Origin of the sequence: Thermus sp. CCB_US3_UF1, assembly GCF_000236585.1 — a bacterium.
Lineage (GTDB): Bacteria > Deinococcota > Deinococci > Deinococcales > Thermaceae > Thermus.
Genome location: NC_017278.1, coordinates 368,891 through 390,204 on the forward strand (window position 1 = coordinate 368,891; position 21,314 = coordinate 390,204).

Below are 21,314 nucleotides of genomic sequence, written 5' to 3' on the forward strand. Positions count from 1 at the left end.
GTGGGCAGGGTGTCCTTGGGGTGCTAGACTCCCCTCGTGGCGGCCTTGCCTGAGGAAAAAGCCCGGCGCGTCCAGAGGATGTTTTCCGAGATCGCCCCCCGGTATGACCTCTTGAACCGCCTCCTTTCCTTCGGGGCGGACCAGCGCTGGCGGGCCCGGGCGGTGGCCTTGGCCCTGGAGGGGCGTCCCCGGCGGGTTCTGGACCTGGCCACGGGCACGGGGGACCTGGCCCTCCTCCTTAAGGCCAAGGCCCCCGAGGCCGAGGTGGTGGGGGCGGACTTCGCCCCCCCTATGCTGGAGATCGCCCGCAGGAAGGCCCAGCAAAGGGGCTTGGGGGTGCGCTTCCTCGAGGCCGACGCCCTGGCCCTCCCCTTCCCCGAAGGGCATTTTGACGCCGTCACCATCGCCTTTGGCTTCCGCAACTTCGCCGACTACCCCAGGGCCCTGGCCGAGCTCCACCGCGTCCTGGCCCCTGGGGGAAGGCTGGTCCTTTTGGAGTTCCCCCCGCCCCCCAAAGGGGTCTTTGGCCTGGTCTACCGGGTCTACTTCCAGCGGGTCCTGCCCTTTGTGGGGGGGCTCATCTCCGGGAGCTTCGGCGCCTACCGCTACCTGCCGGAAAGCGTGGAGGCTTTCCCTTCCCCTGAGGCCCTGAAGGCCCTGATGGAGAAGGCAGGCTTTGCCGTGCGCTACGAGCTCCTCACCTTCGGGGTGGCGGCCATCCACCTGGGGGTGAAGCCCTAGGGCCTGGCCGCCTCCCGTAGCTCCGCCTCCGAGGGCAGGTCCCCCTCCCGGAGGCGCTCCACCAGGAAGCGGGCCAGGCGCCTTAGGCCCTCCCGCACCTCCCGCCAGGCCGCGAGGGGCTTCCCCGTGGGGTCGGGGAAGGGGACGTGGCGCCTTGCGGTCTTGGCGGGGTAGGCGGGGCAGGCCGCCTCGGCCTCGTGGCAGAGGGTGAGGACCAGGTCAAAGTTCCAGGGGTCGGGCACCTCCTCTAGGGTCTTGGAGGTGTGGCCCTCCAGGCTCAGGCCCACCTCGGCCATGACCTGCTGGGCCTCCTCCTTGACGAAGCTCTTCTCCGTGCCCGCGGAGTGGACCTCGAGGGCCACCCCCAGCTCCCTGGCGAAGTGCTTGAGCCAGGCCTCCGCCATCTGGCTGCGGGCGGAGTTGTGGGTGCAGAGGACGAGAAGGCGCATCCTCCCCAGCCTAACCCCCTTCCTTCAGGGGAAGGTCAGGCGGCCCTAGAGCCGGGCCTCCAGGGCCTCCACCTTCTCCCCAAGCACCTTGAGGCCCTTGCGCCAGAAGTCCACGCTTTCCAGGTCAAAGCCAAAGCGGGCGGCCAGCTCCTTGGCGGGGTACAGGCCCGAGGCGGCCAGGAGGTCCTCGTACCGGGTGGCGAAGGCGGGGTCCTCCTTGGCCTGGCCGTAGACCGCCAGGCCGAAGAGGAGGCCGAAGGTGTAGGGGTAGTTGTAAAAGTCCGCCCCGTAGTAGTGGCCCTTCACCGCCCACATGTAGGGGTGGCGGGTGGCCAGGGCCTCGCCGTAGGCCTCCTCTTGGGCCTTCAGCATCAGCGCCTTGAACTCCCGTGGGGAAAGCTCCCTCTCCTTGCGCTTGGCGAAGACCCAGGACTCAAAGAGGAAGCGGCTATGGATGTCCACCACCACCTGGGCCGCCCCCTGGAGGTAGGCGTCCAGGATCTCCAGGCCCTCCTCCGCCGAAGCCTCCTGCAGGGCGGCCTCCACCACCAGGGTCTCGTTCATGATGCTGGCGGTTTCCGCCAGGGTCATGGGCACGTGGCGCAAGGAGGCGGGCACCCGGGCCAGGGCGAAGTTGTGGTAGGCGTGGCCCAGCTCGTGGGCCAGGGTGGAAACCGCCTCAAAGCTCTCCTCGTAGTTGGCCAGGATGAGGCTTTTGCCTCCGCCCCGGGGCATGCAGTAGGCCCCGCCCACCTTGCCCTTGCGGGGTAGGAGGTCCATCCAGCGCTCGGCGAAGGCCGCCTCGGCCACCTTGGCCGCGTTGGGGGCTAAGGCGGCGAGCTTTTCCCTAAGGAAGCCCCGGGCCTCCTCCAGGGTCCACCTGCGCCCCTTTCCCAAAGGGGCGAAGAGGTCCCACCAGTCCAGCCGCTCCTTGCCCAGGGCCCTGGCCTTCAGGAGGTAGTAGCGGCGGAAGAGGGGAAGGCTTTCCCGCACCGCCTCCTGCATGGCCCAAAGGGCCTTGCGGGTGATGCGGTTCTGGGCCAGGGTGGGCTCCAGGTCGTCCCTGTAGCCGCGGCGGCGGTTCAGCACCCCTGCCTCCCCCTTGACCCCGTTCAGGGCGTAGGCCAGGGGCACCTCGTGCCGTTCCCAGGCCCGGAGCTCGGCCTCGTAGGCCTTTTTGCGCACCGCTTCCTCGGGGCGGAAGTAGAGGTTGCGTACCTGGGTGATGGGCAGCTCCTCCCCGTCCACCGTGGCCGTGATCTGGCTGGTGAGGTTCTCGTGGAGCTTGGCCCAGGCCTGGCGCCCGGAGAGGGAAAGCTCCGCGGAAAGCACCTCCTCCCCCTCGGGCATCAGGTGCAGGGCCTCCCAGCGGGCCTCCTCCACCAGGATGCGGTAGGGGCCAGCCTCCTCAGGCTCCTGCAGGGCCAGGTAGCGGGTGAGGCGGGGCCTTAGGCGCTCGTAGTCCAGAAGGAGCATCTCCAGCTCGGAGAGCTTGGCCAGGGCTGCCTCGTCCTCCGTGTTGGCGCTGAAGCGGGCGTAGAGGTAGGCGGAAAGGGGGGTGGTCTTTTCCGCCAGGGCGTCCAGGGCAGCGAGGACCTCGTCCAAGGGGGTTTCTCCTTCCAGAAGCCCCTTGAGGTGGGCGATCTGCCGCCTCAGGTCCTCCCAGGCCCCTTGGAACTCGGGGCTTTCCAGGCTGGGGAAAAGGGGGGTCAGGTCCCAGGTGGTTTCCACGGCCCCACTATACCTGACCCGTGGGTCAGGCCATGGTAAGCTTGGAGGCCATGGAGGGGTTTCCCGTTTCCCTGCCGGTGCAGGTGCGCTTCTGCGACCTGGACGCCTTGGGGCACGTGAACAACGCCGTCTACCTCACCTACTTTGAGCTGGCCCGCACGGCCTACTTTGCCCGGCTGGAGCGGGACTGGATCGCCCGGGGGCATTTCATCCTGGCCCGGGCGGAGGTGGACTTTAAGCGGCCCATCCACCTCGAGGACCCGGTGGAGGTGGGGGTGCGGGTGGTGCGCCTGGGGCGCTCCAGCTTTGAGATGGAATACCAGGTGGTGGCGGGCGGGGAGGTGGCGGCCACGGGGCGGACGGTCCAGGTCTGGCTGGAAGAGGGGCGGCCCGCCCCCCTGCCCGAGGCCATACGGGCCCGGATCCAGGCCCTGGAGGGCCGCCCCTTAGCCCCTTAGGGCCACCACCGTGACCCCGTGCCCCCCCTCGTGGGGGGGAGCGTCGGCGAAGCCCTCCACCCGCTTGTCCCGGCGCAGGAACTCCCGGATGGCCTGCCTGAGGGCCCCCGTGCCCTTGCCGTGGAGGAGGCGGAGGGTGGAAAGGCCCAGGGCCTTGGCCTCCTCCAGGGCGTCGTCCACCTCCAAAAGGGCTTCCTCCACCGTAAGCCCCCGCAGGTCCACCTCCTTGGCCTCCCGCCTGGGTTTGGCCAGGAGGGGCTTGGGGGCCTCCTCCCCTGGCAGGGGCTTAAGCTCCTTGGCCTTGAGGTTGAGCTTGACCGGGCCCACCTGGACCAGGGCCTCTTCCCCCCGGAGCTCCACCACCCGCCCCCGCTTCCCCAGGGAGGGGACCTCCACCAAGGCCCCCGGGGAAAGCCCGGGTGGGGGCGGCGGGGGCGGGGCTTTTTTGGCGTATTTTTCCTTTAGGGCCATCAGTTCCCGCAGGGCATCCCGCTTGCCTTCGCTGCGGGCCTTCTCCTTGAGGGCCTTGAGCTCGGCCTCCACCTGGAGGAGCCGCCCGCGCACCTCCTCCTCCAGGGCCCTAAGCCGCTCGGCCCTTTCCTCCTGGTAGCGGGCCTCCCGGGCCTCGAGGCGGGCCCTTAGGGCCTCGGCCTGGGCCAGCTCGGCGGCCAGCCTCCGCCTTTCCTCCTCCATGGCCAGCCGCTCCCCCTCCAGGCGCTCCAGGAGGTCTTCCAGGCGGTTTCCCCCTTGGAGGGCCTCAGCCCGCCGGAGCACCTCTTCGGGTAGGGAAAGCCTTCTGGCGATGGCCAGGGCGTAGCTCCGCCCCGGCACCCCCAGGACCAGCTCGTAGGTGGGGCGTAGCCTCTCCAGGTCAAAGCGCATGGAGGCGTTCTGGATCCCCTCCCCCCCCTGGGCGAAGGCCTTGAGGGGGGAGAGGTGGGTGGTGACCATCCCCTTGACCCCTCGCTCCAGGAGGGCCTCCAGGATGGCCTGGGAGAGGGCCGCCCCTTCCTCGGGGTCGGTGCCGCTTCCCAGCTCGTCAATGAGGACCAGGCTTTGGGCGGTGGCCTCCAGGAGCATCGCCTTGAGGCGCTGGAGGTGCCCGGCGAAGGTGGAGAGGTTCTCCTGCAGGGACTGCTCGTCCCCGATGTCGGCGAAGACCCGGTCGGGCCAGGCCAAAAGGGCCCTTTCCGCACCCACGAAAAGCCCCGACTGGGCCATGAGAACCGCCAGCCCCAGGGTCTTCAGGAGGGCGGTCTTTCCCCCCATGTTGGGGCCGGAGATGAGGATGAGGCGGGTCTTTTCGTCCAGGGTGAAGGTGTTGCGCACCGGGTGGGGGATCAAGGGGTGGAAGGCCCCCTGGAGCCGGTAGGCCTCGCCGAACCGGGGGCGGGTGAGGGAGAGGTCCTTGGCCAGGGCGGCCTGGGCCTGTACCAGGTCTAAAAGGCCCAGGGCCTCCAGGGTACCCGGCACCCCGGGGTCTTGGGCCAGCCGTTCGGAGAGCTCCCGCAGGATGCGGCCCACCTCCTCCTCTTCCTGCAGCCTCAGGGCCTGGAGGCGGTTGTTGAGCTTGACCACGGAAAGGGGTTCCACGAAGAGGGTGGCCCCGGACTCGGACTCGTCCAGGAGGATCCCCGGCACCTTGTGGGCCATCCCCGCCTTGACGGGAACGCAGTAGCGCTCCCGCTTAAAGGCCACGAAGCGGTCCTGGAAGGCTTCCCGCTGGCGGTCCATGAGGGCGTAGAGGCGGTCCAGGATCTCCTGGCGCAGGGGTTTGAGCTCGCGGCGGATGGCCAGGAGGCGGGGGCTGGCCTCGTCCTTGACCGCCCCTTCCTCGTCCAGGGCCTTTCTCACCCGGCCAAGGAAGGGGGCGTGGTCCCCAATGCCCTCGGCCACCCGGCTCAAGGCGTTTTCCAAGGGCAGGAGCTCGGCCTTGAGGGCCATGGCCCCTTCCAGGGCCTGGGCGGCCCTTAGGAGCTCCGGGCCCGAAAGCCTTCCCCCGGCCAGGGCCTTACGGTAGGCCTCCCGCAGCTCCCCCGCCGGGGGGAGGGCGTAGGGGTAGCTCTGGGCTTCCTGGGTGAGCTGGTGGCGGGTTTCCGCCTCCTCCCGGGAAAGGGGCCCAAGGCCTAAGGCCAGCTCCCGCCCCAGGGGGGTTTGGGCCCGTTCGGCCAGGAGGGCGCGCACCCTGGGGAACTCCAGGACCTCGAGGACATCCCGCACAAAGGAAGAGTATACCCTAGGGGCGCTAGCGTTTTAGGCGGAGGAGGAGGGCAAGGAGGTCTGGGTCCCCAAGGCTTGCCGCCCGCTTCAGCAGGGAGCCCAAGCGGCCAAGCCTCCCTAGGGGCAGGAGGAGGACCAGGCCCTTAAGGAGGTGGAAAAGCCTTTGCCGCTCCTCGGGGGAAAGGTTTTCCCAGCGCTCCTTGGCCAGCTGGGCCAGGGTCAGAAGCCTTTCCCGGAACCGGGGGGCCTTGGGGTCTTCCCCCCGGAGGTCCTCGGCCAGCTGCCAGAGCTTTTCCGTGGCCTGCTGGCCAGTTCCTTTCACCACCCGCCGCACCCGGCCAGAAAAGCGTTTTAGGCGCATCCTTCCCTCAGGATAGGGGCTGGAAGAGGAGATGGGAAGCCTCCACCTCCCCCCCCACCTCCTCCCCGGCAAGGAGGTCTACCCCCCGGGGGAGGCGTAGCCGGGCCCCTTGGGGGGCGAAGAAGGCCCAGACCTCCTCCCCCCCGTAGCGGCGGCGGAAGGCCAGTACCCCCTTGGGGGCCTTTAGGGGCCAAAGCCCCCCCAGGCGCAGGGCGGGGTGGCGCTTCTTCAGGGCCACCAGGCGCTTGACGAAGGAGAGGATCTCCCGCTTCCAGGCCCCCTCGTCCCAGGGGAAGGGGGCGCGGCAGTAGGGGTCCCCCCGCCAGAGGCTATGGGGGTTGGCTTGGGAAAGCCCAACCTCGTCCCCGTAGTAGATGGCGGGGCTTCCCGGGAAGGCGAAGAGCAGGGCGTAGGCCAGCTTGAACCTTGCCTCATCCCCCCGAAGCCGCCAGAGGGCCCGGGGGATGTCGTGGGAGGAAACGAAGGTGTACATGGCCGGGCGGAGCTGGAGGGGAAGGGCCTGGTAGTGGTCCCAAAGGGCCTGCCAGGCCTCTTCCGCCCCCAGGGCCACCGCCCTCCCCTGCACGTCCCGCCCCGAGAGCCACTCCATCACCGGGTGGGCGAAGCCGGCGTAGTGCATGGCCCCGTCCAGGGTGTGGGCCCGCAGGGTGGGGGTGGGGTCGTAGGAAAGCTCCCCCAGGACCAGGGCCTCCTCCCGCGCCTCCTTGGCCGCCCGGGCCAGGGCGCGGAGCCAGTGGGCGTTTTTGCGGTTGGTCCCCCCTTCCCCGAGGGAGTGGGCCACGTCCAGGCGCCAGCCGTGGGCCAGGCGCAGCCAGCGGCGGATGGGGGCCTCCTTCCCGAAGACGAAGCGCTCCTGGACCAGGGGGGAGGCGTAGTCCAGCTTGGGCATGGACTTTACCCCCCAGAAGCTGGCGTAGGTGCCGTCCGGGTAGAAGGTGAACATTCCCCGTTCCGGGCTTTCTGGGTCCTGGAGGGCCTTTTGGAACCAGGGGTGGGTGGCCCCCACGTGGTTGAAGACCCCGTCCAGCACAAGCCGCATCCCCCGGGCCTCCAGGGCGGCGTAGAGGGCCTGGAGGGCCTCCTCCCCCCCCAGGTGGGGGTCCACCCGCAGGTAGTGCTCGGTGTCGTAGCGGTGGCTGGAGGGGCTTTGGAAGATGGGCGTGAGGTAGAGGACCTCCACCCCCAGGGCCTCCAGGTAGGGGAGAGCCTCGAGGATCCCCCAGAGGTCCCCCCCGTAGAACTCATGGGCGCCTTCCGGGCCCGGGGGCTCGTGCCAGGCCTTGGTGCGGATGGGCTTCCCCCCCAGGCGCCAGGCCCCTTCCTTGGGGGCTAGCCCTGGCCGCCCCCGGCGGAAGCGGTCGGGGAAGATCTGGTAGTAGACCGCCCCCAGGGCCCAAGGAGGGGGCAAGGGCCCCGCCAGGAGGTGGAAGAAGCGGTCGTAGCGGGGAAGGGTCTTCTCCAGGCCGTGGCTCCCCAGGTAGCCCTGGGGGAGGCGGAAGGCGTAGCGGAAGGGGCTGGCGTGCACCGCCACCCGCGCCCGTAGGCCCCCCGGGACCCGGGTCAGGGGCTCTTGGTGCAGCTCCCCGTCCTTCTCGTAGAGCAAAACCCCTTCCCGGGCCCGGGTTTCCAGGAATAGCTCCACCACCTCCCCAAGCTCGGGGAAGGGGGGGTGGACGTGTTCCAGGTCGTGGCGGTTCATTCCTTGACCGCCCCTGCGGTGTAGCCGGAGACGAAGTACTGCTGGAAGCCGTAGAAGAGGAAGAGGATGGGCAAGGAACCCAGGACGCTGGCCGCGGCGAAGACCCCCCACTTGGTCTGGAACTGCCCGGTGGTGAAGCTCCTGAGCCCCACCCCCACGTTCCAGCTCTCCACGCCGGTGAGGACCAGGTTGGCCAGGACGAACTCCGAGTAGGTGCCCACGAACTGCAGCAGGAAGATGAAGACGAACATGGGGGCGGAAAGGGGGAGGAGGATCTGGGTGAAGACCTGCCACTTGCTGGCCCCGTCCACCATGGCCGCCTCCTCGAGGCTCGGGCTGATGCTCTCCAGGTAGCCCTTGTACACCCAGGTGCCGAAGCTGATGATCCCCCCAGAGTAGGCCAGGACCAGCCCGGTGAAGGTGTTCAGCAGGTCCAGCCGGGAAAGCAGGTAGTAGATGGCCACCAGGGCCAAAAAGCCCGGGAACATCTGCACGAAGATGAAAAAGAGGAGCATGGGGTAGCGGCCCGGCAGGTGGCGGAAGCGGGCAAAGGCGTAGCCCGCGGTGGCGGTGAGGAGCACGGCCAGAAGCCCCGTGAGCCCGGAGATGAGGAAGGTGTTCCGCACCCAGAGGAGGAACTTGGCCTCCGTCCCCTGGCCGGTGAACTGCCTGGGAGAGAGGAGGAGGGCCAGGGCGAAGACGCTAAGGGTCAGGAGGAGGAGGAAACGCCCCTGCCACAGGTTCACCCATCCCTCCTCGGCCAGGAGGCGGCGCAAGAGGCCCATCACCCCCACCCCCAGGAGGGAAAGCCCCGCGAGGAGGAGGAGGGCCACCTGGTAGGGGTAAAGCACCACCCCCTCCACCAGCTTGGCGTAGTTCTCCAAGGAGGGCTCGGGCAGGTAGGGGATCACCTTGGCGTCCAGGAGGAGGAAACCGGTGTCCGGCCGGCGGAAGCTGAAGAGGTTGTTGGTGGGGTCAAAGCTGGCCGCCACCACCTGGACCACGGGGTAGTAGACCAGGAGGATGAGCACCCAGAGGAAGAGGTGGGTGAGGCCCTGGCCAAAGAGGGGCCAGGGGCTCCGCTTCCGCCCCTGCAGGCGGTTGGCCAGGGCCGTGTACACCAGGCTGTAGAGGAGCACCAGGAGCACGAGGCCCAAGAGGAGGCCCAGGGCATAGGCCCAGCCATAGGGTACGAAGACGCTGCCAAAGGCCACCTGCTTGCGGTAGGAGGCCGCGTCAAAAAGCCGGTGGGCCGCAAACCAGTAGACCCCGTAAAGGAGAAGCCCCAAGAGGAGGAAACCAGCTAGCCGCCGCATCTACCTCACCTCCCGCAGGGCCCCCGTGGCCCGGAAGTTGACCAGGCTGATGGCCACGGTGATGGCGAAGATGATCAGGCTGATGGCCGCCCCCAGGCCGTAGGCCGACTGCCCCTCGGCGCTGAAGGCCGTCTTGTAGGCCCAGGAGATGAGGATGTCCGTGGCCTGGGCCGTGGCCAGGCGGCCCTCCTGGGCCGGCCCCCCGCCGGTGAGCAGGTAGATGATGTAGAAGTTGTTGAAGTTGAAGGCGAAGGAGGAGAGAAGGATGGGCACCATGGGCTTTTCCAAAAGGGGCAGGGTGATCCCCCAAAGGGCCTGCCAGGGGGTGGCCCCGTCCACCCTGGCCGCCTCGTAGAGCTCGTCGGGGATGGTGGAAAGGGCCCCCAAGGTGGCGGTCATCATGTAGGGAAACCCGAGCCAGAGGTTCACCAGGAGGATGGCCACCTTGGCCCAGTCGGGGTCGTTGAGCCAGGGGATGGGGTAGACCCCCAGAACCCCCAAGAGGCGGTTGATGGCCCCGAAGTTGTAGTTGAGGAGGGCTACCCAGACCTGGACGGTGATCACCCCGGGCAGGGCCCAGGAGACGATGAGCACCGTGCGGTAGAAGTTACGCAGCTTCAGGGCCTTGTTGTGGAGGATAAGCCCCAGCACCAGGCCCAACAGGGCGTTGAGGAGGACGGTGCTGCCGGCAAAGACCACGTTCCAAAGGAAGACGGGAAGGAGGGCCTGGCCCGCTTGGGAAAGGATGAAGGCGAAGTTCCTAAGCCCCACAAAGTGGAAGGCGTTCACCTTGGCCACGAAGGCCGCGGGGAAAGGGGGGGTGCGGTCCAGGAGCAGGGTGGGGCCTTCGGCCTCGAGGATCCGCGCCCGCATCCGGTGCCCCTCGGCGTAGACCTCCACCGGTTCTCCCTGGCAGGGCTGGCAGCGGAGAGCTTCCTCCACCGGCGCCTCCAGGACCAGTTCGGCCCCCTCCTGCTTCAGCACCCGGGTTTCCGTGGAACGGTCCGGGAAGCCGTTTCTGGCCCCGGAATAATCGGTGAAGGCCAGGTAGACGGTGAGGCCGATGGGGTAGAGGGTGAAGACCAGAAGGAAGGACAGGGCGGGCAGGAAGTAGTACCAGTCGGACAGCCACGGGAAAAGGCGGGTGAGGAGGATGGCCCCCGGCACCAGGACCAGCAGGGCCAGGCCCAAGATGGTCCAGCCCGGGAGGGCGTAACGGGCTTCCAAGGCCAGATACCCCAGGATCCCCACCCCCGTGGCCAGGACCAGGAGGCCCAGGAGGAGGGCAAGGGCCAGGAGGAAGCCTTTGAGGCCAGGTGGGTGTCTCATGGTCTAACGATACGCCCCCCACGGGGGAGGATGGTCCCGTGGGGGGCCGGCATGGGCCTTAGCGCCCGATGGCCTTGCGGATCTCGGCCACCATGTCCTCCACGATCTTTTTCACGTTGGCGTCGGGCCGCTGGATGGCCAGGTTGATGGCGTTCCCCCAGGGCCCCCAGACCTTGCCCATCTCGGGGATGTTGGGCATGGGGGTGCCCAGGGCGAAGACCCGGGAGAAGCCGGCCACCACGGGGTCCTTCTCCAGGGTCTTGGCCGCGCTCTTGGAAACGGGGATGCGGCCCCCCGCCTGGTTGAAGGAAACCAGGTTCCGGCCCGTGATCAGGGTCTTGGCGAAGTTCACCGCGGCGGTCTTGTTCTTGGAGTAGGCGTTGACCACCACCCCTTGCACCCCGAGGAAGGGCCCCCAGGGGTTCTTGGCCCCGGGCGGGGTGGGGAAGGGGGCGATGCCGAAGTCGATCTTGGCCTTCTTGTAATCCCCCAGGGCCCAGGGGCCGTTGATGATCATGGCCAAGGCCCCGTCCTTGAAGGCCCCGTCGGCCACCCCATAGTCCACGCCCTCGGGCACCAGGTTGTGGCGGAAGCGGAGGTCCTTGATGAAGCTAAGGGCCCTCTCCCCCACCTCCCCGCCCAGGAGGAGCTTGCTCGGGTCCAGGTTCCCCTTGGCGTCCTTGGCGAAGACGTTATCCGCGCCAAAGGCCCGGAAGAAGCCGAAGTTGAAGTAGGGGTCGCCGATGTTGTAGAGGAAGCCGAAGGTGGCGCCCGTGGTGTGCTGCCGGGCCAGGGCCAGGAACTCCTCCCAGGTCTTGGGGGCTTCCTTCACGTATTTTTTGTTGTAGATGAGGGCCACGCTCTCCGCGAAGGCGGGAAGGCCAAAAAGCCGTCCCCCGAAGGTGAAGGCCTCCACCGCCACGCCCTGGAGGTCGGCCAGATAGCCCTGGGTCACGTACTTGCCCATGGGCTCCAGCACCCCAGCCTGGGCCATCTCCCCCAGCCAGTCGTGGGGGATGGTGACCACCAGGTCCGCGGCCTGCCCCTGGGGGGCCCCCAGGATGAACTTCTGCTTGATGTCCCCAAAGGGGACCTCCACCACCTCCACCTTGGTGCCCGCGGCCTTCTCAAAGGCCTGGGCCTGGGCCTTGAGCCATTCCAGCTCGGGGCCCCCGAAGTGGGTCCATACCGTGATCTTTCCCTGGGCCAAGGCCAGGGAAAGCCCAAGAGCCAGTGCCGCCAGCGCTTTCTTCATATCCCACCTCCGGGCGCGTGGTAGCGTTTCCGCCTAAACTTTTTCCGCGCCCTGCGCCCCAAGCATACCACTTCCTAAGGGGACGCAAGTCCCTAGTGCAGGGCCCGCACCACCTCAAAGGCGATCAGGGCCAGGATGGCCATCTCCACCGCCTGGGTGCGCAGGTGGGCCACCTCTTCCGTCACCATCTCGTAGGTGGCCTCCAGGACCCTAAGCTTCTCCTCCACGCTCCTTTCCAGCTCGTGGGCCCCGTAGAGTTCCAGGGCGGCCCGGTAGATCTTGGCGTAGAAGAGGTCCTCGGTGATGCGCAAGGCCCCCTCCATCCGGGCCCGCACGTCGGCGATCTCCGCGTGGCGGGCCATGAGGCGGCGGCGCAGGCGCTGTAGCCTCCCGTACCCCCAAAGCCCCCGGTGGCGGAGCACCTCGGGCACCGCCTCCAGCTCCTCGGTGAGCACCCGGTCGTAGTAGGAGAGCTCCAGGAGCTGGGCGTGGACGAACTCCACCAGGTCGGCCACGTCCCAGATCCCCTCGGAGTCCAGGATGAGCACCCGGTCAAAGCCCAGAAGGGCCAGGTCCTCGGTGGAGTAGCTGTAGCGGTAGCGCTCCATCTCCCGCCGCACCTCGGGGGCGAACTCCTCCTTGGCCCCCATCCACAAGGGGGTGAGGTCCACGGAGGGGGCGTGGGCCTTTTCCCCCTCGAGGCCCAAGGCGTGGTAGACGGTGAACTCCTCGGAAAGCCGCTTCTCCTCGGGGCGCAAGAGGGCCCCTTCCAGGTAGGGCTCGAGGGCCGCCAGCTCTGCCAGGAAGAAGCCCTCCCAAAAGGGCAGCTCCGGCAGGGCCAGGGCCCGTTCCACGAAGGCCTCCCAGGGAAGCCTTTCCCCCAGATGGATGCGAAAGGATAAGGCGGCCACCCCGAACTCGTAAAGCCGGGCGGTGAGGAGGCCGGAGAGGCCTTCCACGCTCCGGGCCCCCAGTTCCAGCTGGGCGGGGGGGCTTTGGAAGCGCACCGCCCCCAGGCGGGGCCGGGAAAGGCGGAGCCTGGGGGTGGAGAGGCGGGAGAGGTCGATCTCGTCCGCCAGGTCGTAGAGGCGGTAGAGGGCGATGTGGGGGGAAAGGAGGTTCATTCCAGCTTGGAGACCTCCCGGGGCGGGGGTCCGTGTTCGTAGGCCTTCAGGAGCGCCTGCAGGGCCTTGCCCCGGTGGGAGTAGCGGGCCTTCTCCTCCAGGCTCATCTCCGCGAAGGTCTTCCCCGCCTCGGGCACCAGGAAGAGGGGGTCGTAGCCGAAGCCGCCCTCCCCCCGAGGGGCTTCCAGGATGTACCCCTCCACGCTCCCCTCGTAGCGCTCCACATGCCCGTCGGGGTAGGCCAGGACCAGAACGGCCACGAAGCGGGCCTTCCGCTCCTCTCCCTTGAGGTGGCGCATCCTTTCCAGGAGGTAGACGTTGCGCTCCCGGTCGGTCTCCCGTCCCCCGTAGCGGGCGGAGTAGACGCCCGGTTCCCCGCCCAGGGCGTAGACCTCGAGGCCCGAGTCATCGGCCAGGGCGGGAAGCCCCGTGGCCTTGGCCACGTGGGCTGCCTTGAGGAGGGCGTTGTCCAGGAAGGTGGCCCCTTCCTCCTTGGGCATGCGCAAGGGGAAGTCGGCCAGGGAAAGGAGGGTCCAGCCCAGGGGGGCCAGGCCCTCCTTGAGCTCCCGCACCTTGCCGGGGTTGGAGGTGGCCAGGACCAGGCGCATCCCCTTCAGGATACTCCTTTCAGGGCCGCCACCACCTCCTCCGGCGTTTCCATGGGGGTAAGGAGGGAGAGGTCCTGGGGGTCTATGGCCCCTTGGGCCTTGAGAAACTCCATCCACCCCAAGAGCCCTTGCCAGTAGGCCCGGTCCAGGACGAAGACGGGAAAGGGGTGAACCTTTTCCGTCTGGATCAGGACCAGCACCTCGGAGAGCTCGTCCAAGGTGCCCAGCCCCCCGGGCAGGAAGACGAAGGCATGGGCGTAGCGCACGAAGAGCACCTTGCGCACGAAGAAGTAGCGAAAGGAGAGGGCGTGGGTCTGGTAGGGGTTGGGCTTCTGCTCGTGAGGGAGCTCAATGTTGAGCCCCACGCTCACCCCTCCGGCCTCAAAAGCCCCCCGGTTGGCCGCCTCCATCACCCCCCCGCCGCCCCCCGTGACCACCCCGTAGCCGGCCTCCGCCAGGGCCCGCCCCAGGCGGTAGCCCAGGGCGTAGGCCGGATGGCCCTCGCCGAAGCGGGCCGAGCCGAAGACCGAGACCAGGGGCACCCCAATCCCCGCCAAGGCTTCGAACCCCTCCACGAACTCCGCCAGGATGCGGAAAAGCCGCCAGGCGTCCTCGTGGTGGAGCTGGTCGATCAGGGGCTTCCTCGCCATGCCCCTTTTTACCCCAGGGCGGGCCTTCCCCGGGGATCAAAGCTCTTCCAGGCTGACCCGCCGCAACCTTTCCACCTTTACCCCCAGGCGTTCGGCCAGGTTGCGGTAGCTCTCCGGGTCCCCGGTGACGAAGTGGGCCACCCTGCCCCGCCCCTCCGGGTTCAGAAGCCCTTCCCGGGCCAGGGTTTCCGCCACCTTCCTGGCTGTGGCCTCGGCGGAGTCGATGAGCTTCACCCCGGGCAGCACCTTCTTCAGGGTGCCCTTGAGGAAGGGGTAGTGGGTGCAGCCCAGGATCAGGGCCTCGAGGTCCTGGGGGGCCTCCTCCAGGTAGTGCCGGGCCACCAGAAGGGCCACGGGGTCGTCCCAAAGGCCTTCCTCCACCAGGGGGACAAAAAGCGGGCAGGCCTTGGCCCAGGCCAGGGGCAGGTGGCGCTCGTAGGCCCGGCTCTCCACCGTGGCCTCGGTGCCGATGAGGCCCACCCGGGCAAAGCCCCGGGCCACCTCGGCTGCCGGCTCCAGCACCCCGAAGACGGGTACCGAGAGGTCCTCCGCCAGGTCGGGCAGGGCGGCAGAGCTGGCGGTGTTGCAGGCCACCACGATGGCCTTGACCCCTTGCCGGAGGAGGAAGCCCGCGATCTCCCAGGCGAACCGCCGCACCATGGGGAGGGGCTTACCCCCGTAGGGCACCCGGGCGGTGTCTCCGAAGTAGAGGAAGTCTTCTTGGGGCAGGGCCTGGCGCAGGGCTTCCAGCACGGTGAGCCCGCCCACCCCCGAGTCAAAGACGCCGATGGGCCTCCTGGGGTCCTTCACGAGCCGCCATCATACCTGGACGGACCAGGGGGGGTGCTATACTATCAGGGTTGCCCCAGAGGGGGCGGGTCCTGTAAGGAGGTGCGCAAGTTGCGGCTGGTCACGTCCGAGTCGGTTACGGAAGGGCACCCGGATAAGCTAGCGGACCGGATTTCCGACGCCATCCTGGACGCCCTCATCGCCCAGGACAAAAAGGCCAGGGTGGCGGCGGAAACCCTGGTCACCACCGGGCTCGTGTTCGTGGCGGGAGAGATCTCCACCGAAGGCTATGTGGACATCCCTGGCCTGGTGCGCAAGACGGTGCGGGAGGTGGGCTACACCCGGGCCAAGTACGGCTTTGATGCCGACACCTGCGCGGTCCTCACCGCCATTGACGAGCAGTCCCCGGACATCGCCGGGGGGGTGAACCTCTCCTACGAGTGGCGGGTGCTCAAGTCCACCGATCCCCTGGACCGCACCGGGGCCGGGGACCAGGGGCTAATGTTCGGCTACGCCACCGACGAAACCCCCGAGTTCATGCCCCTGCCCATCACCCTGGCCCACCGCCTCACCATGCGCCTGGCCGAGGTGCGCAAAACCGGCCTCCTCCCCTACCTGCGCCCCGACGGCAAGGCCCAGGTCACCGTGGTCTACGACGGGGATAAGCCCCTCTACGTCAAGACCGTGGTGGTCTCCGCCCAGCACTCCCCGGAGGTGGACCAAGACCAGCTTCGCGAGGACCTCATCCGCGAGGTGGTGCGCCAGGCCATCCCCGCTGAGTACCTGAAGGAGGGGGAGACGGAGTACCTCATCAACCCCTCGGGCCGCTTCATCCTGGGCGGACCCCATGCGGACACCGGCCTCACGGGGCGCAAGATCATCGTGGACACCTACGGGGGGGCGGTGCCCCACGGCGGGGGGGCCTTCAGCGGCAAGGACCCCACCAAGGTGGACCGCTCCGCCAGCTACTACGCCCGGTACATGGCCAAGAACCTGGTGGCGGCGGGCCTAGCCCGGCGGGCCCTGGTGGAGCTGGCCTACGCCATCGGCAAGGCCAGGCCGGTTTCCCTGCGGGTGGAGACCTTTGGCACCGGGCTTCTTCCCGACGAGAAGTTGACGGAGATCGCCAAGCGGGTCTTTGACCCCAGGCCCCTGGCCATCATTGAGGAGCTGGACCTCCTCCGGCCCATCTACACCCCCACCAGCGCCTACGGCCACTTTGGCCGCCACGGCTTCCCCTGGGAGGAGACGGACCGGGCGGAGGCCCTAAGGCGGGAAGCGGGTCTCTAAAAGCTTCCTATGGGATTTCCCCGCAAGGGCAGGGCCCTTGGCGGGGGTTATCCCACCTCCACCCGGTTTTTGCCCTGGCGCTTGGCCCGGTAGAGGGCCTCGTCGGCCCGCTTGAGGAGGGAGAGGGGGGAGTCGGTGGGGCTGGCCTGGGCCACCCCGAAGCTGGCGGTGAGGGGGCCCGCCGGGGGGACCTTGAGGCGGGCCACCGCCTGGCGGAGCCTTTCCGAAAGGGCCAGGGCGTGGGCCAGGTCCGTTTCCGGCAGGAGCACGGCGAACTCCTCCCCGCCCAGGCGCACCGCCCGGTCGCTCTGGCGGATGTGGCCCTCGAGGCAAGTGGCCAGCGCCTTCAGCACCCGGTCTCCGGCCTCGTGCCCGTGGGTATCGTTCACCGCCTTGAAGCCGTCCAGGTCCAGGACCACCAGGGAAAGGGGGCGGCCATAGCGCTGCACGCGGAAAAGCTCCCTTTCCAGCGCCAGCTCCAGGTAGCGCCGGTTGCGGAGGCCGGTGAGGAAGTCGGTGTAGGCGTCCAGTTGCGCCTCCATGTACCCTTCCTTGATGCGCACCAGCATGTAGAGGAGGCCCACGTAGGCCAGGTTGGCCCCAAAGAACTGGGCCAGGGCGTTGAGGTGGGCGGGCTGGAAATGCCCCCGTAGCCCCCCCAGGAGGGAGAGGAAAAGGAGGAGGCCCAGGTAGAGGAGGGCGAGGCGCACGGCCCGCTGGCTCTGGAAGAACAGGAAGCCGGAAAAGTAGACGAAGGGCACCCAGAAGGCCGCGGGGGAAAGGCCCATGGGGTTGGGGCGGAAGAGGAGCTGGTAGGCCAGGGTGCTCAGGAGGTAAAGGGCCACCAGGGCGTGGGCCGCGGGCAGGACCCAGGAGGCCGCCCGGGGCAGGCGCCAGAGGACCAGGGCCAGCCCAAAAAACCCTACGGCCAAGAGGGGCAGCAACACCCGGTCCACCGGGTCCAGTCCCGTGGCCAGGGAGGTGCCCAAGGCCACCAGGGCCAAGACCCCCCCCAGGGGCAGAAGCCAGAGGGCGGTCCGCCTGCGGAGGGGGTGCAAGGGGTCCAGGAGCTCCAGGGTAGGGCGCAAGCTATCTCCAGGGTACACCAACACCCCCAGGCCCTATCTTGCCCGGGGGGACCTTAACGGGGCCTTAACGGCCTTAGTCCTCCAGGTAGGTGTAGCCCTGCAGCTCCCGCACGTACCGCTCCAGGAAGGCGCCCTTCTCCGCTGGGGAAAGGCGGCTTTGCCGCACCAGGCGCTCCACCCCCTGGAAGAGCTCCCGGGCGGTGAAGCCCATCTTCTCAATGACCTTCTCCGCCGTTTCCCCAGGGACGAAGCGCTCGATGGCGAACCCTTCCTCGTCCACGGCCACGTGGGCCTCCCCCACCTGGCCGAAGAGGTTGTGGCTGGAGCCCAGCACGTCCTGGTAGGCCCCCACCAGGAAGACCCCCAGGTAGTAGGGTTCCCCTGGCCGCACCGCATGGACGGGAAGGCTTTGCCGCACGTCGTGCAGGTCAATGAAGCGGTCGATCTTGCCGTCGGAGTCGCAGGAGATGTCCACCAGGGTGGCCTGGCGGGTGGGGGGTTCGTGGAGGCGGGAAAGGGGGACGATGGGGAAGAGCTGGTGGATGGCCCAGGCGTCGGGGAGGCTCTGAAAAATGGAAAAGTTACAGATAAGTTTGTCGGCCAGGAGCTTTTCCAGGTCCTCAAACTCGTCGGGGGCGTAGGGGAGTTCCCGCACGATGGCGTAGACCCGGCGGGCGATGTGGTAGAAGATCTCCTCCCCCAGGGCCCGGTCCTTGAGGGAAACCAGGCCTAGGTCGTAGAGGGTCTGCAGGGTTTCCTTGTCGGCGAAGGCGTCGTGGTAGACCTCGCGGAAGTTCTTTGGGGAGAGGCCTTGCAGGCCTTCCCAGAGCTCCTTCACCAGGGGGTGGGCTCCCTCCGAAGGGGCCTGGGGCCGTTCCTCCCCGGGCGGGGTGATGACGTCGATCACCTCCAGGACCAGGACCTCGTGGTAGGCGGTCACCGCCCGACCCGACTCCGTGACCAGGGTGGGGTGGGGCTCCCCCTGGGCCTCCACCACCTCCTTGGTCACGTAGACCAGGTCCTCGGCGTACTCGGGGAGGGTGTAGTTGGCGGAGGCGTAGAAGTTGGTCTTGGAGCCGTCGTAGTCCACGGCCAGCCCTCCGCCCAGGTTCAGGTAGGTGAGGGGGGCGCCGAGCTTGCGCAGCTGCACGTAGGTCTGGGCGGCCTCCCGCACCGCGGCCTTGATCTTGCGGATGTCCGTCACCTGGCTGCCGATGTGGGCGTGGACCATGACCAGGGTGTCCAGGAGGCCCTCTTCCTTGAGGATCTCCACCGCCCTCACGATCTCCGGGGTGGTGAGGCCGAACTTGGCGTTCTCCCCCCCGCTGGCCTCCCACTGCCCCGCCCCCTTGGCCTTCAGCTTGTAGCGGATCCCGATCTGGGGCCGCACCCCCAGTTCCCGGGAAAGCCGCACCACCCGGGGGAGCTCGGCGAACTTCTCCAGGGTGATGACCACGTTCCGCCCCAGCTTCCGCCCCATGAGGGCCAGGCGGATGAAGTCGTCGTCCTTGAAGCCGTTGGTGGTGATGAGGGCCTCGGGGGATAGGTTCTGGGCCAGGATCAGGGCCAGTTCCGCCTTGCTGCCGGCCTCGAGGCCGTAGTGGTAGGGCCTTCCCGCCCGGGCCACCGTCTCCAGCACCAGCCGCCGCTGGTTCACCTTGACCGGGTAGACCCCCCGGTAGCCTCCCGTGTAGCCGTACTTCTCCATGGCCCTTTGGAAGGCCTCGTTCAGCTCCCGGACGCGGGCTTCCAGGATCTGGGGAAAGCGGAGCACCAGGGGCAGGGGCCGGCCCTCGTCCCTAAGGGCCTCCACGATCTCCAAGAGGGAGGCCGCGGGCCCCTCGGGGCCCAGGGGGGTTACCTCCAGCTCCCCGTTCCGCCCCACCCGGAAAAACCCCGCACCCCAGTAGGGCACCAGGTAGATCTCCTCGGCTTCTTTGGGGGAAAAGCGCCTGGCCGTCTTCAACCCGGGTCAACCTCCGCCCTTGAGTGTAGGGCGGACGGGGCGGCTTGTGAAGGGTGGCGGCGGTAGAGGTACCCCTCTCCCTCGGGCAAGGGGCCTTCGGGGTCCACCAGGTACAGGAAAGGCCCTCCGGCCTCGTTCACCAGGGCGTACCCGCGCCCCCGGACCAGGGGCTTCAGGGCCTCCGCCACCTGGAAGGCCAGGGCCACCGGCCCCACCTCCTTCAGGACCTCCTCCAGGAGGTCCAGCCAGGAGGCGAAGGCTTCCGGCTCCACCCCCTCGGGTACCTCCAGGCGCACCGCCCCCGCCTTGGGGCCGAAGAGGCGGAAGCGGCGCAGGAAGCGCCTTAGGACCCGCCGTTCCTCCCCGGAGGGGCGGTAGCTGAGGTGCTTGTGCCCGTGGACGCTGAAGCGGAAGCCTGTAGGGGCTAGGGCCTTGAGGCGGCCAATTGTTCTTGGGTCCCCCACCCGGTGCCACCAGGAGAGTTCCACCGTGGGGAAGGCCCGGCGGTAGGCCCGGAAGCCACCCGGGTAGCCCCGGTATCCCCTAAGCCCCTCCAGGAGCAAGGCCTCCCTCCAGCCAGCCTTCCAGGAAGGCCCGCCCCATGCGGGCCATCAGGGGGGTGATGGTATGCCCCGCCCCTTCCTCCACGAAGCGGGCCAGGCGGCCTTCGGGGTAGTGGGGCCTCAAGGCCTTCAGGGTTTCCTCCATGCGGGCTAGGGGCACGATCAGGTCCTCGGTGCCGTGGAGGTGCAGGAGGGGTACGCCGCCGTAGGCCTCGCCCCGGAGGGCCGGGGGGTGTTGGTAAAGGGCCTGGACCCGGGGGTCCCGCACCCTTTGCCCTTGGGGGAGCTTCATGGGGAAGCCGGAGCCGATGAAGGCCAGGGCGGCCCTGGGCCGGAAGCCTTGGGCCAGGAGGAGGTGGACCACGAAGGCCCCCAGGCTCCCCCCGGCCAGGAAGAGGGGGAGGCCGAAGCGCCTTTGGGCCTCCTCTGCCACCCCCAGGGCCTCCTCGGCGAAGCCCAGGGCCACCTGGTAAACGCTTTCCACATAGAAGGGGTCCTTGGCCGAGGGGGGTGGGCCCGGGCGCTCCCCGTGCCGGGGGGCGTCGGAGGCTAAGAGGAGGAAGCCGGCCTCGAGGTAGCCGGGAAGGAGGGAGAGGATGTGCTCTTTGGACCCCTGGAGGCCGTGGAGGGCGAGGAGGAGGGCCTTGGGCCTTGCGGGGATCTCGGCCAAGACGGGAAGGCCGGCGAGTTCCAGGCGCTCCGTCCCCATGGCTAGGTGAAGAGGCTGGAGACCGACTCCCCCCGGTGGATGCGCCAGATGGCCTCGGCGAAGAGGGGGGCCACGGTCAGGGTCTTGAGCTTGGGGCCTTCCTTGGGGAGGCAGGTGTCGGTGGCCGCCACCTCCCGCACCGGGCTCTTGGCGATCCGCTCCAGGGCCGGCCCCACGTAAACCCCGTGGGTAGCGGCGGCGTACACCTCCTTGGCCCCGGCCTGGAGGAGGGCCTCCACCGCCTCCACCAGGCTCCCGGCGGTGGAGATCTCGTCGTCCACGATCAGGGCCGTCTTGCCCTCCACCTCCCCCACCAGCATCCGTACCCGTACCTCGGTGTCGGAAACCCGCTCCTTGTCAATGAAGGCCAGGGGTAGGCCCAGGCGGCGGGCCAGGGAGCTGGCCCGCTTGATGTCCCCGGCATCGGGGGCCACCACCACCGCGTTTTCCAGGTCCACCCGGGTGGCGAAGTGGTTGGCGATCACCGGCTCGGCAGAGAGGTGGTCCACGGGGATCTTGAAGAAGCCGTGCACCTGGGGGGAGTGGAGGGTCATGGTGAGGACCCTGTCCGCCCCGGCGGTTTGCAAGAGGTCGGCGATAAGCCTGGCGGCGATGGAGATGCGGGGGGCGTCCTTCTTGTCGCTGCGGGCGTAGGAGAAGTAGGGGATGACGGCCGTGACCCGGGCGGCGCTGGCCCCCTTGGCGGCGTCGATCATCATGAGGAGCTCCATGAGGTGGTCCTGTACCGGGGGGGTCAGGGACTGGACGAGGAACACGTCGCCTTCCCGAAGGCTCTCCTCAAAGCGCACGAAGAGGTTGTCGTTGGCGAAGCGCACCGTGGTGCTCCTCCCCAAGGGGAGGCCCAGGGCCTCGGCGATGGCCTGGGCCAGGGGGCGGTTGGACTGGCCGGAAAAGATCAGGAGGGGGCGGTCCATGCCGTTCCCCAA

At 68.5% G+C, this 21,314-nt stretch carries 20 protein-coding genes; 3 read left to right on the forward strand and 17 right to left on the reverse strand.

Features of this window, described 5'->3' with window-relative positions; translation table 11 throughout:
- The first annotated feature begins 78 nt into the window (after positions 1-78).
- On the forward strand, positions 79-741 hold the full coding sequence (gene ubiE, locus TCCBUS3UF1_RS01650) for a bifunctional demethylmenaquinone methyltransferase/2-methoxy-6-polyprenyl-1,4-benzoquinol methylase UbiE (protein ID WP_041433666.1): 663 nt from the start codon (positions 79-81) through the stop codon (positions 739-741).
- Here ubiE and TCCBUS3UF1_RS01655 read toward each other — a convergent pair.
- Together TCCBUS3UF1_RS01655 and TCCBUS3UF1_RS01660 are read right to left on the reverse strand one after the other, a co-directional pair.
- The gene (locus TCCBUS3UF1_RS01655; RefSeq protein ID WP_014514759.1) at positions 738-1,190 is read right to left on the reverse strand and encodes an arsenate reductase ArsC; all 453 of its coding nucleotides are present in this window, start codon (positions 1,188-1,190) and stop codon (positions 738-740) included. The genes ubiE and TCCBUS3UF1_RS01655 overlap by 4 nt on opposite strands.
- Positions 1,191-1,235: 45 nt before the next feature.
- Complete coding sequence (locus TCCBUS3UF1_RS01660; protein ID WP_014514760.1) at positions 1,236-2,921, reverse strand: M3 family oligoendopeptidase; 1,686 nt, start codon at positions 2,919-2,921, stop codon at positions 1,236-1,238.
- 50 nt (positions 2,922-2,971) lie between these two features.
- On the opposite strand from TCCBUS3UF1_RS01660, the gene TCCBUS3UF1_RS01665 reads away from it, so the two are divergent.
- A complete protein-coding gene (locus TCCBUS3UF1_RS01665; RefSeq protein WP_041433941.1) occupies positions 2,972-3,379 on the forward strand; it encodes a thioesterase family protein in 408 nt (135 codons plus the stop codon).
- On the opposite strand, the gene TCCBUS3UF1_RS01670 is transcribed toward TCCBUS3UF1_RS01665, so the two are convergent.
- The 10 genes from TCCBUS3UF1_RS01670 to murI all read right to left on the reverse strand — a co-directional run bounded on the left by TCCBUS3UF1_RS01670 (position 3,368) and on the right by murI (position 14,772).
- Complete coding sequence (locus TCCBUS3UF1_RS01670) at positions 3,368-5,599, reverse strand: endonuclease MutS2 (protein ID WP_014514762.1); 2,232 nt, start codon at positions 5,597-5,599, stop codon at positions 3,368-3,370. The two genes, TCCBUS3UF1_RS01665 and TCCBUS3UF1_RS01670, sit on opposite strands and share 12 nt — an antisense overlap.
- Before the next feature lie 25 nt (positions 5,600-5,624).
- On the reverse strand, positions 5,625-5,960 hold the full coding sequence (locus TCCBUS3UF1_RS01675; protein WP_014514763.1) for a hypothetical protein: 336 nt from the start codon (positions 5,958-5,960) through the stop codon (positions 5,625-5,627).
- A 7-nt stretch (positions 5,961-5,967) separates the two neighbouring features.
- Positions 5,968-7,680: a glycoside hydrolase family 13 protein gene (locus TCCBUS3UF1_RS01680; protein WP_014514764.1), complete on the reverse strand. Its 1,713-nt coding sequence runs from the start codon at positions 7,678-7,680 to the stop codon at positions 5,968-5,970.
- Positions 7,677-8,996, reverse strand: a complete 1,320-nt coding sequence (locus tag TCCBUS3UF1_RS01685; protein WP_014514765.1) for a sugar ABC transporter permease — start codon at positions 8,994-8,996, stop codon at positions 7,677-7,679. Before TCCBUS3UF1_RS01685 ends, TCCBUS3UF1_RS01680 begins: the two co-directional genes overlap by 4 nt.
- Positions 8,997-10,325, reverse strand: coding sequence for an ABC transporter permease subunit (locus TCCBUS3UF1_RS01690; RefSeq protein ID WP_014514766.1), 1,329 nt, complete (start codon positions 10,323-10,325; stop codon positions 8,997-8,999).
- Between the two features lie 58 nt (positions 10,326-10,383).
- On the reverse strand, positions 10,384-11,580 hold the full coding sequence (locus tag TCCBUS3UF1_RS01695; protein WP_014514767.1) for a maltose ABC transporter substrate-binding protein: 1,197 nt from the start codon (positions 11,578-11,580) through the stop codon (positions 10,384-10,386).
- 92 nt (positions 11,581-11,672) lie between these two features.
- The gene (locus TCCBUS3UF1_RS01700; RefSeq protein ID WP_014514768.1) at positions 11,673-12,704 is read right to left on the reverse strand and encodes a hypothetical protein; all 1,032 of its coding nucleotides are present in this window, start codon (positions 12,702-12,704) and stop codon (positions 11,673-11,675) included.
- Positions 12,701-13,312 carry an RdgB/HAM1 family non-canonical purine NTP pyrophosphatase gene (gene rdgB / locus TCCBUS3UF1_RS01705; protein WP_014514769.1) on the reverse strand — a complete coding sequence of 204 codons (612 nt, stop codon included), beginning with the start codon at positions 13,310-13,312 and terminating at the stop codon, positions 12,701-12,703. Before rdgB ends, TCCBUS3UF1_RS01700 begins: the two co-directional genes overlap by 4 nt.
- 5 nt (positions 13,313-13,317) lie before the next feature.
- Positions 13,318-13,962: a TIGR00730 family Rossman fold protein gene (locus tag TCCBUS3UF1_RS01710; RefSeq protein ID WP_014514770.1), complete on the reverse strand. Its 645-nt coding sequence runs from the start codon at positions 13,960-13,962 to the stop codon at positions 13,318-13,320.
- 36 nt (positions 13,963-13,998) lie between these two features.
- Positions 13,999-14,772 carry a glutamate racemase gene (murI, locus tag TCCBUS3UF1_RS01715; protein WP_014514771.1) on the reverse strand — a complete coding sequence of 258 codons (774 nt, stop codon included), beginning with the start codon at positions 14,770-14,772 and terminating at the stop codon, positions 13,999-14,001.
- Positions 14,773-14,853: 81 nt separating this feature from the next.
- On the opposite strand from murI, the gene metK reads away from it, so the two are divergent.
- Positions 14,854-16,041, forward strand: coding sequence for a methionine adenosyltransferase (gene metK, locus TCCBUS3UF1_RS01720; RefSeq protein ID WP_155983246.1), 1,188 nt, complete (start codon positions 14,854-14,856; stop codon positions 16,039-16,041).
- Between the two features lie 47 nt (positions 16,042-16,088).
- On the opposite strand, the gene TCCBUS3UF1_RS01725 is transcribed toward metK, so the two are convergent.
- The 5 genes from TCCBUS3UF1_RS01725 to TCCBUS3UF1_RS01745 all read right to left on the reverse strand — a co-directional run bounded on the left by TCCBUS3UF1_RS01725 (position 16,089) and on the right by TCCBUS3UF1_RS01745 (position 21,302).
- Entirely contained in the window at positions 16,089-17,129 is a 1,041-nt protein-coding gene (locus TCCBUS3UF1_RS01725; RefSeq protein WP_041433942.1) for a diguanylate cyclase, read from the reverse strand.
- A 73-nt stretch (positions 17,130-17,202) separates the two neighbouring features.
- The gene (gene speA, locus TCCBUS3UF1_RS01730; RefSeq protein ID WP_014514774.1) at positions 17,203-19,095 is read right to left on the reverse strand and encodes a biosynthetic arginine decarboxylase; all 1,893 of its coding nucleotides are present in this window, start codon (positions 19,093-19,095) and stop codon (positions 17,203-17,205) included.
- The gene (locus TCCBUS3UF1_RS01735) at positions 19,092-19,658 is read right to left on the reverse strand and encodes a DUF72 domain-containing protein (RefSeq protein WP_014514775.1); all 567 of its coding nucleotides are present in this window, start codon (positions 19,656-19,658) and stop codon (positions 19,092-19,094) included. The genes speA and TCCBUS3UF1_RS01735 overlap by 4 nt, the downstream gene beginning before the upstream one ends.
- Positions 19,639-20,367, reverse strand: a complete 729-nt coding sequence (locus TCCBUS3UF1_RS01740) for an alpha/beta hydrolase (RefSeq protein WP_014514776.1) — start codon at positions 20,365-20,367, stop codon at positions 19,639-19,641. Before TCCBUS3UF1_RS01740 ends, TCCBUS3UF1_RS01735 begins: the two co-directional genes overlap by 20 nt.
- 2 nt (positions 20,368-20,369) lie before the next feature.
- Positions 20,370-21,302, reverse strand: a complete 933-nt coding sequence (locus tag TCCBUS3UF1_RS01745; protein WP_014514777.1) for a ribose-phosphate pyrophosphokinase — start codon at positions 21,300-21,302, stop codon at positions 20,370-20,372.
- Positions 21,303-21,314 lie beyond the last annotated feature (12 nt).

Coding starts and splice junctions, on each gene's coding strand:
- ubiE (WP_041433666.1), top strand. CDS start 79: ATGTTTTCCGAGATCGCCCCCCGGTATGACCTCTTGAACCGCCTCCTT.
- TCCBUS3UF1_RS01655 (WP_014514759.1), bottom strand. CDS start 1,190: ATGCGCCTTCTCGTCCTCTGCACCCACAACTCCGCCCGCAGCCAGATG.
- TCCBUS3UF1_RS01665 (WP_041433941.1), top strand. CDS start 2,972: ATGGAGGGGTTTCCCGTTTCCCTGCCGGTGCAGGTGCGCTTCTGCGAC.
- TCCBUS3UF1_RS01675 (WP_014514763.1), bottom strand. CDS start 5,960: ATGCGCCTAAAACGCTTTTCTGGCCGGGTGCGGCGGGTGGTGAAAGGA.
- TCCBUS3UF1_RS01680 (WP_014514764.1), bottom strand. CDS start 7,680: ATGAACCGCCACGACCTGGAACACGTCCACCCCCCCTTCCCCGAGCTT.
- TCCBUS3UF1_RS01685 (WP_014514765.1), bottom strand. CDS start 8,996: ATGCGGCGGCTAGCTGGTTTCCTCCTCTTGGGGCTTCTCCTTTACGGG.
- TCCBUS3UF1_RS01690 (WP_014514766.1), bottom strand. CDS start 10,325: ATGAGACACCCACCTGGCCTCAAAGGCTTCCTCCTGGCCCTTGCCCTC.
- TCCBUS3UF1_RS01695 (WP_014514767.1), bottom strand. CDS start 11,580: ATGAAGAAAGCGCTGGCGGCACTGGCTCTTGGGCTTTCCCTGGCCTTG.
- TCCBUS3UF1_RS01700 (WP_014514768.1), bottom strand. CDS start 12,704: ATGAACCTCCTTTCCCCCCACATCGCCCTCTACCGCCTCTACGACCTG.
- rdgB (WP_014514769.1), bottom strand. CDS start 13,312: ATGCGCCTGGTCCTGGCCACCTCCAACCCCGGCAAGGTGCGGGAGCTC.
- TCCBUS3UF1_RS01710 (WP_014514770.1), bottom strand. CDS start 13,962: ATGGCGAGGAAGCCCCTGATCGACCAGCTCCACCACGAGGACGCCTGG.
- TCCBUS3UF1_RS01740 (WP_014514776.1), bottom strand. CDS start 20,367: ATGGGGACGGAGCGCCTGGAACTCGCCGGCCTTCCCGTCTTGGCCGAG.
- TCCBUS3UF1_RS01745 (WP_014514777.1), bottom strand. CDS start 21,302: ATGGACCGCCCCCTCCTGATCTTTTCCGGCCAGTCCAACCGCCCCCTG.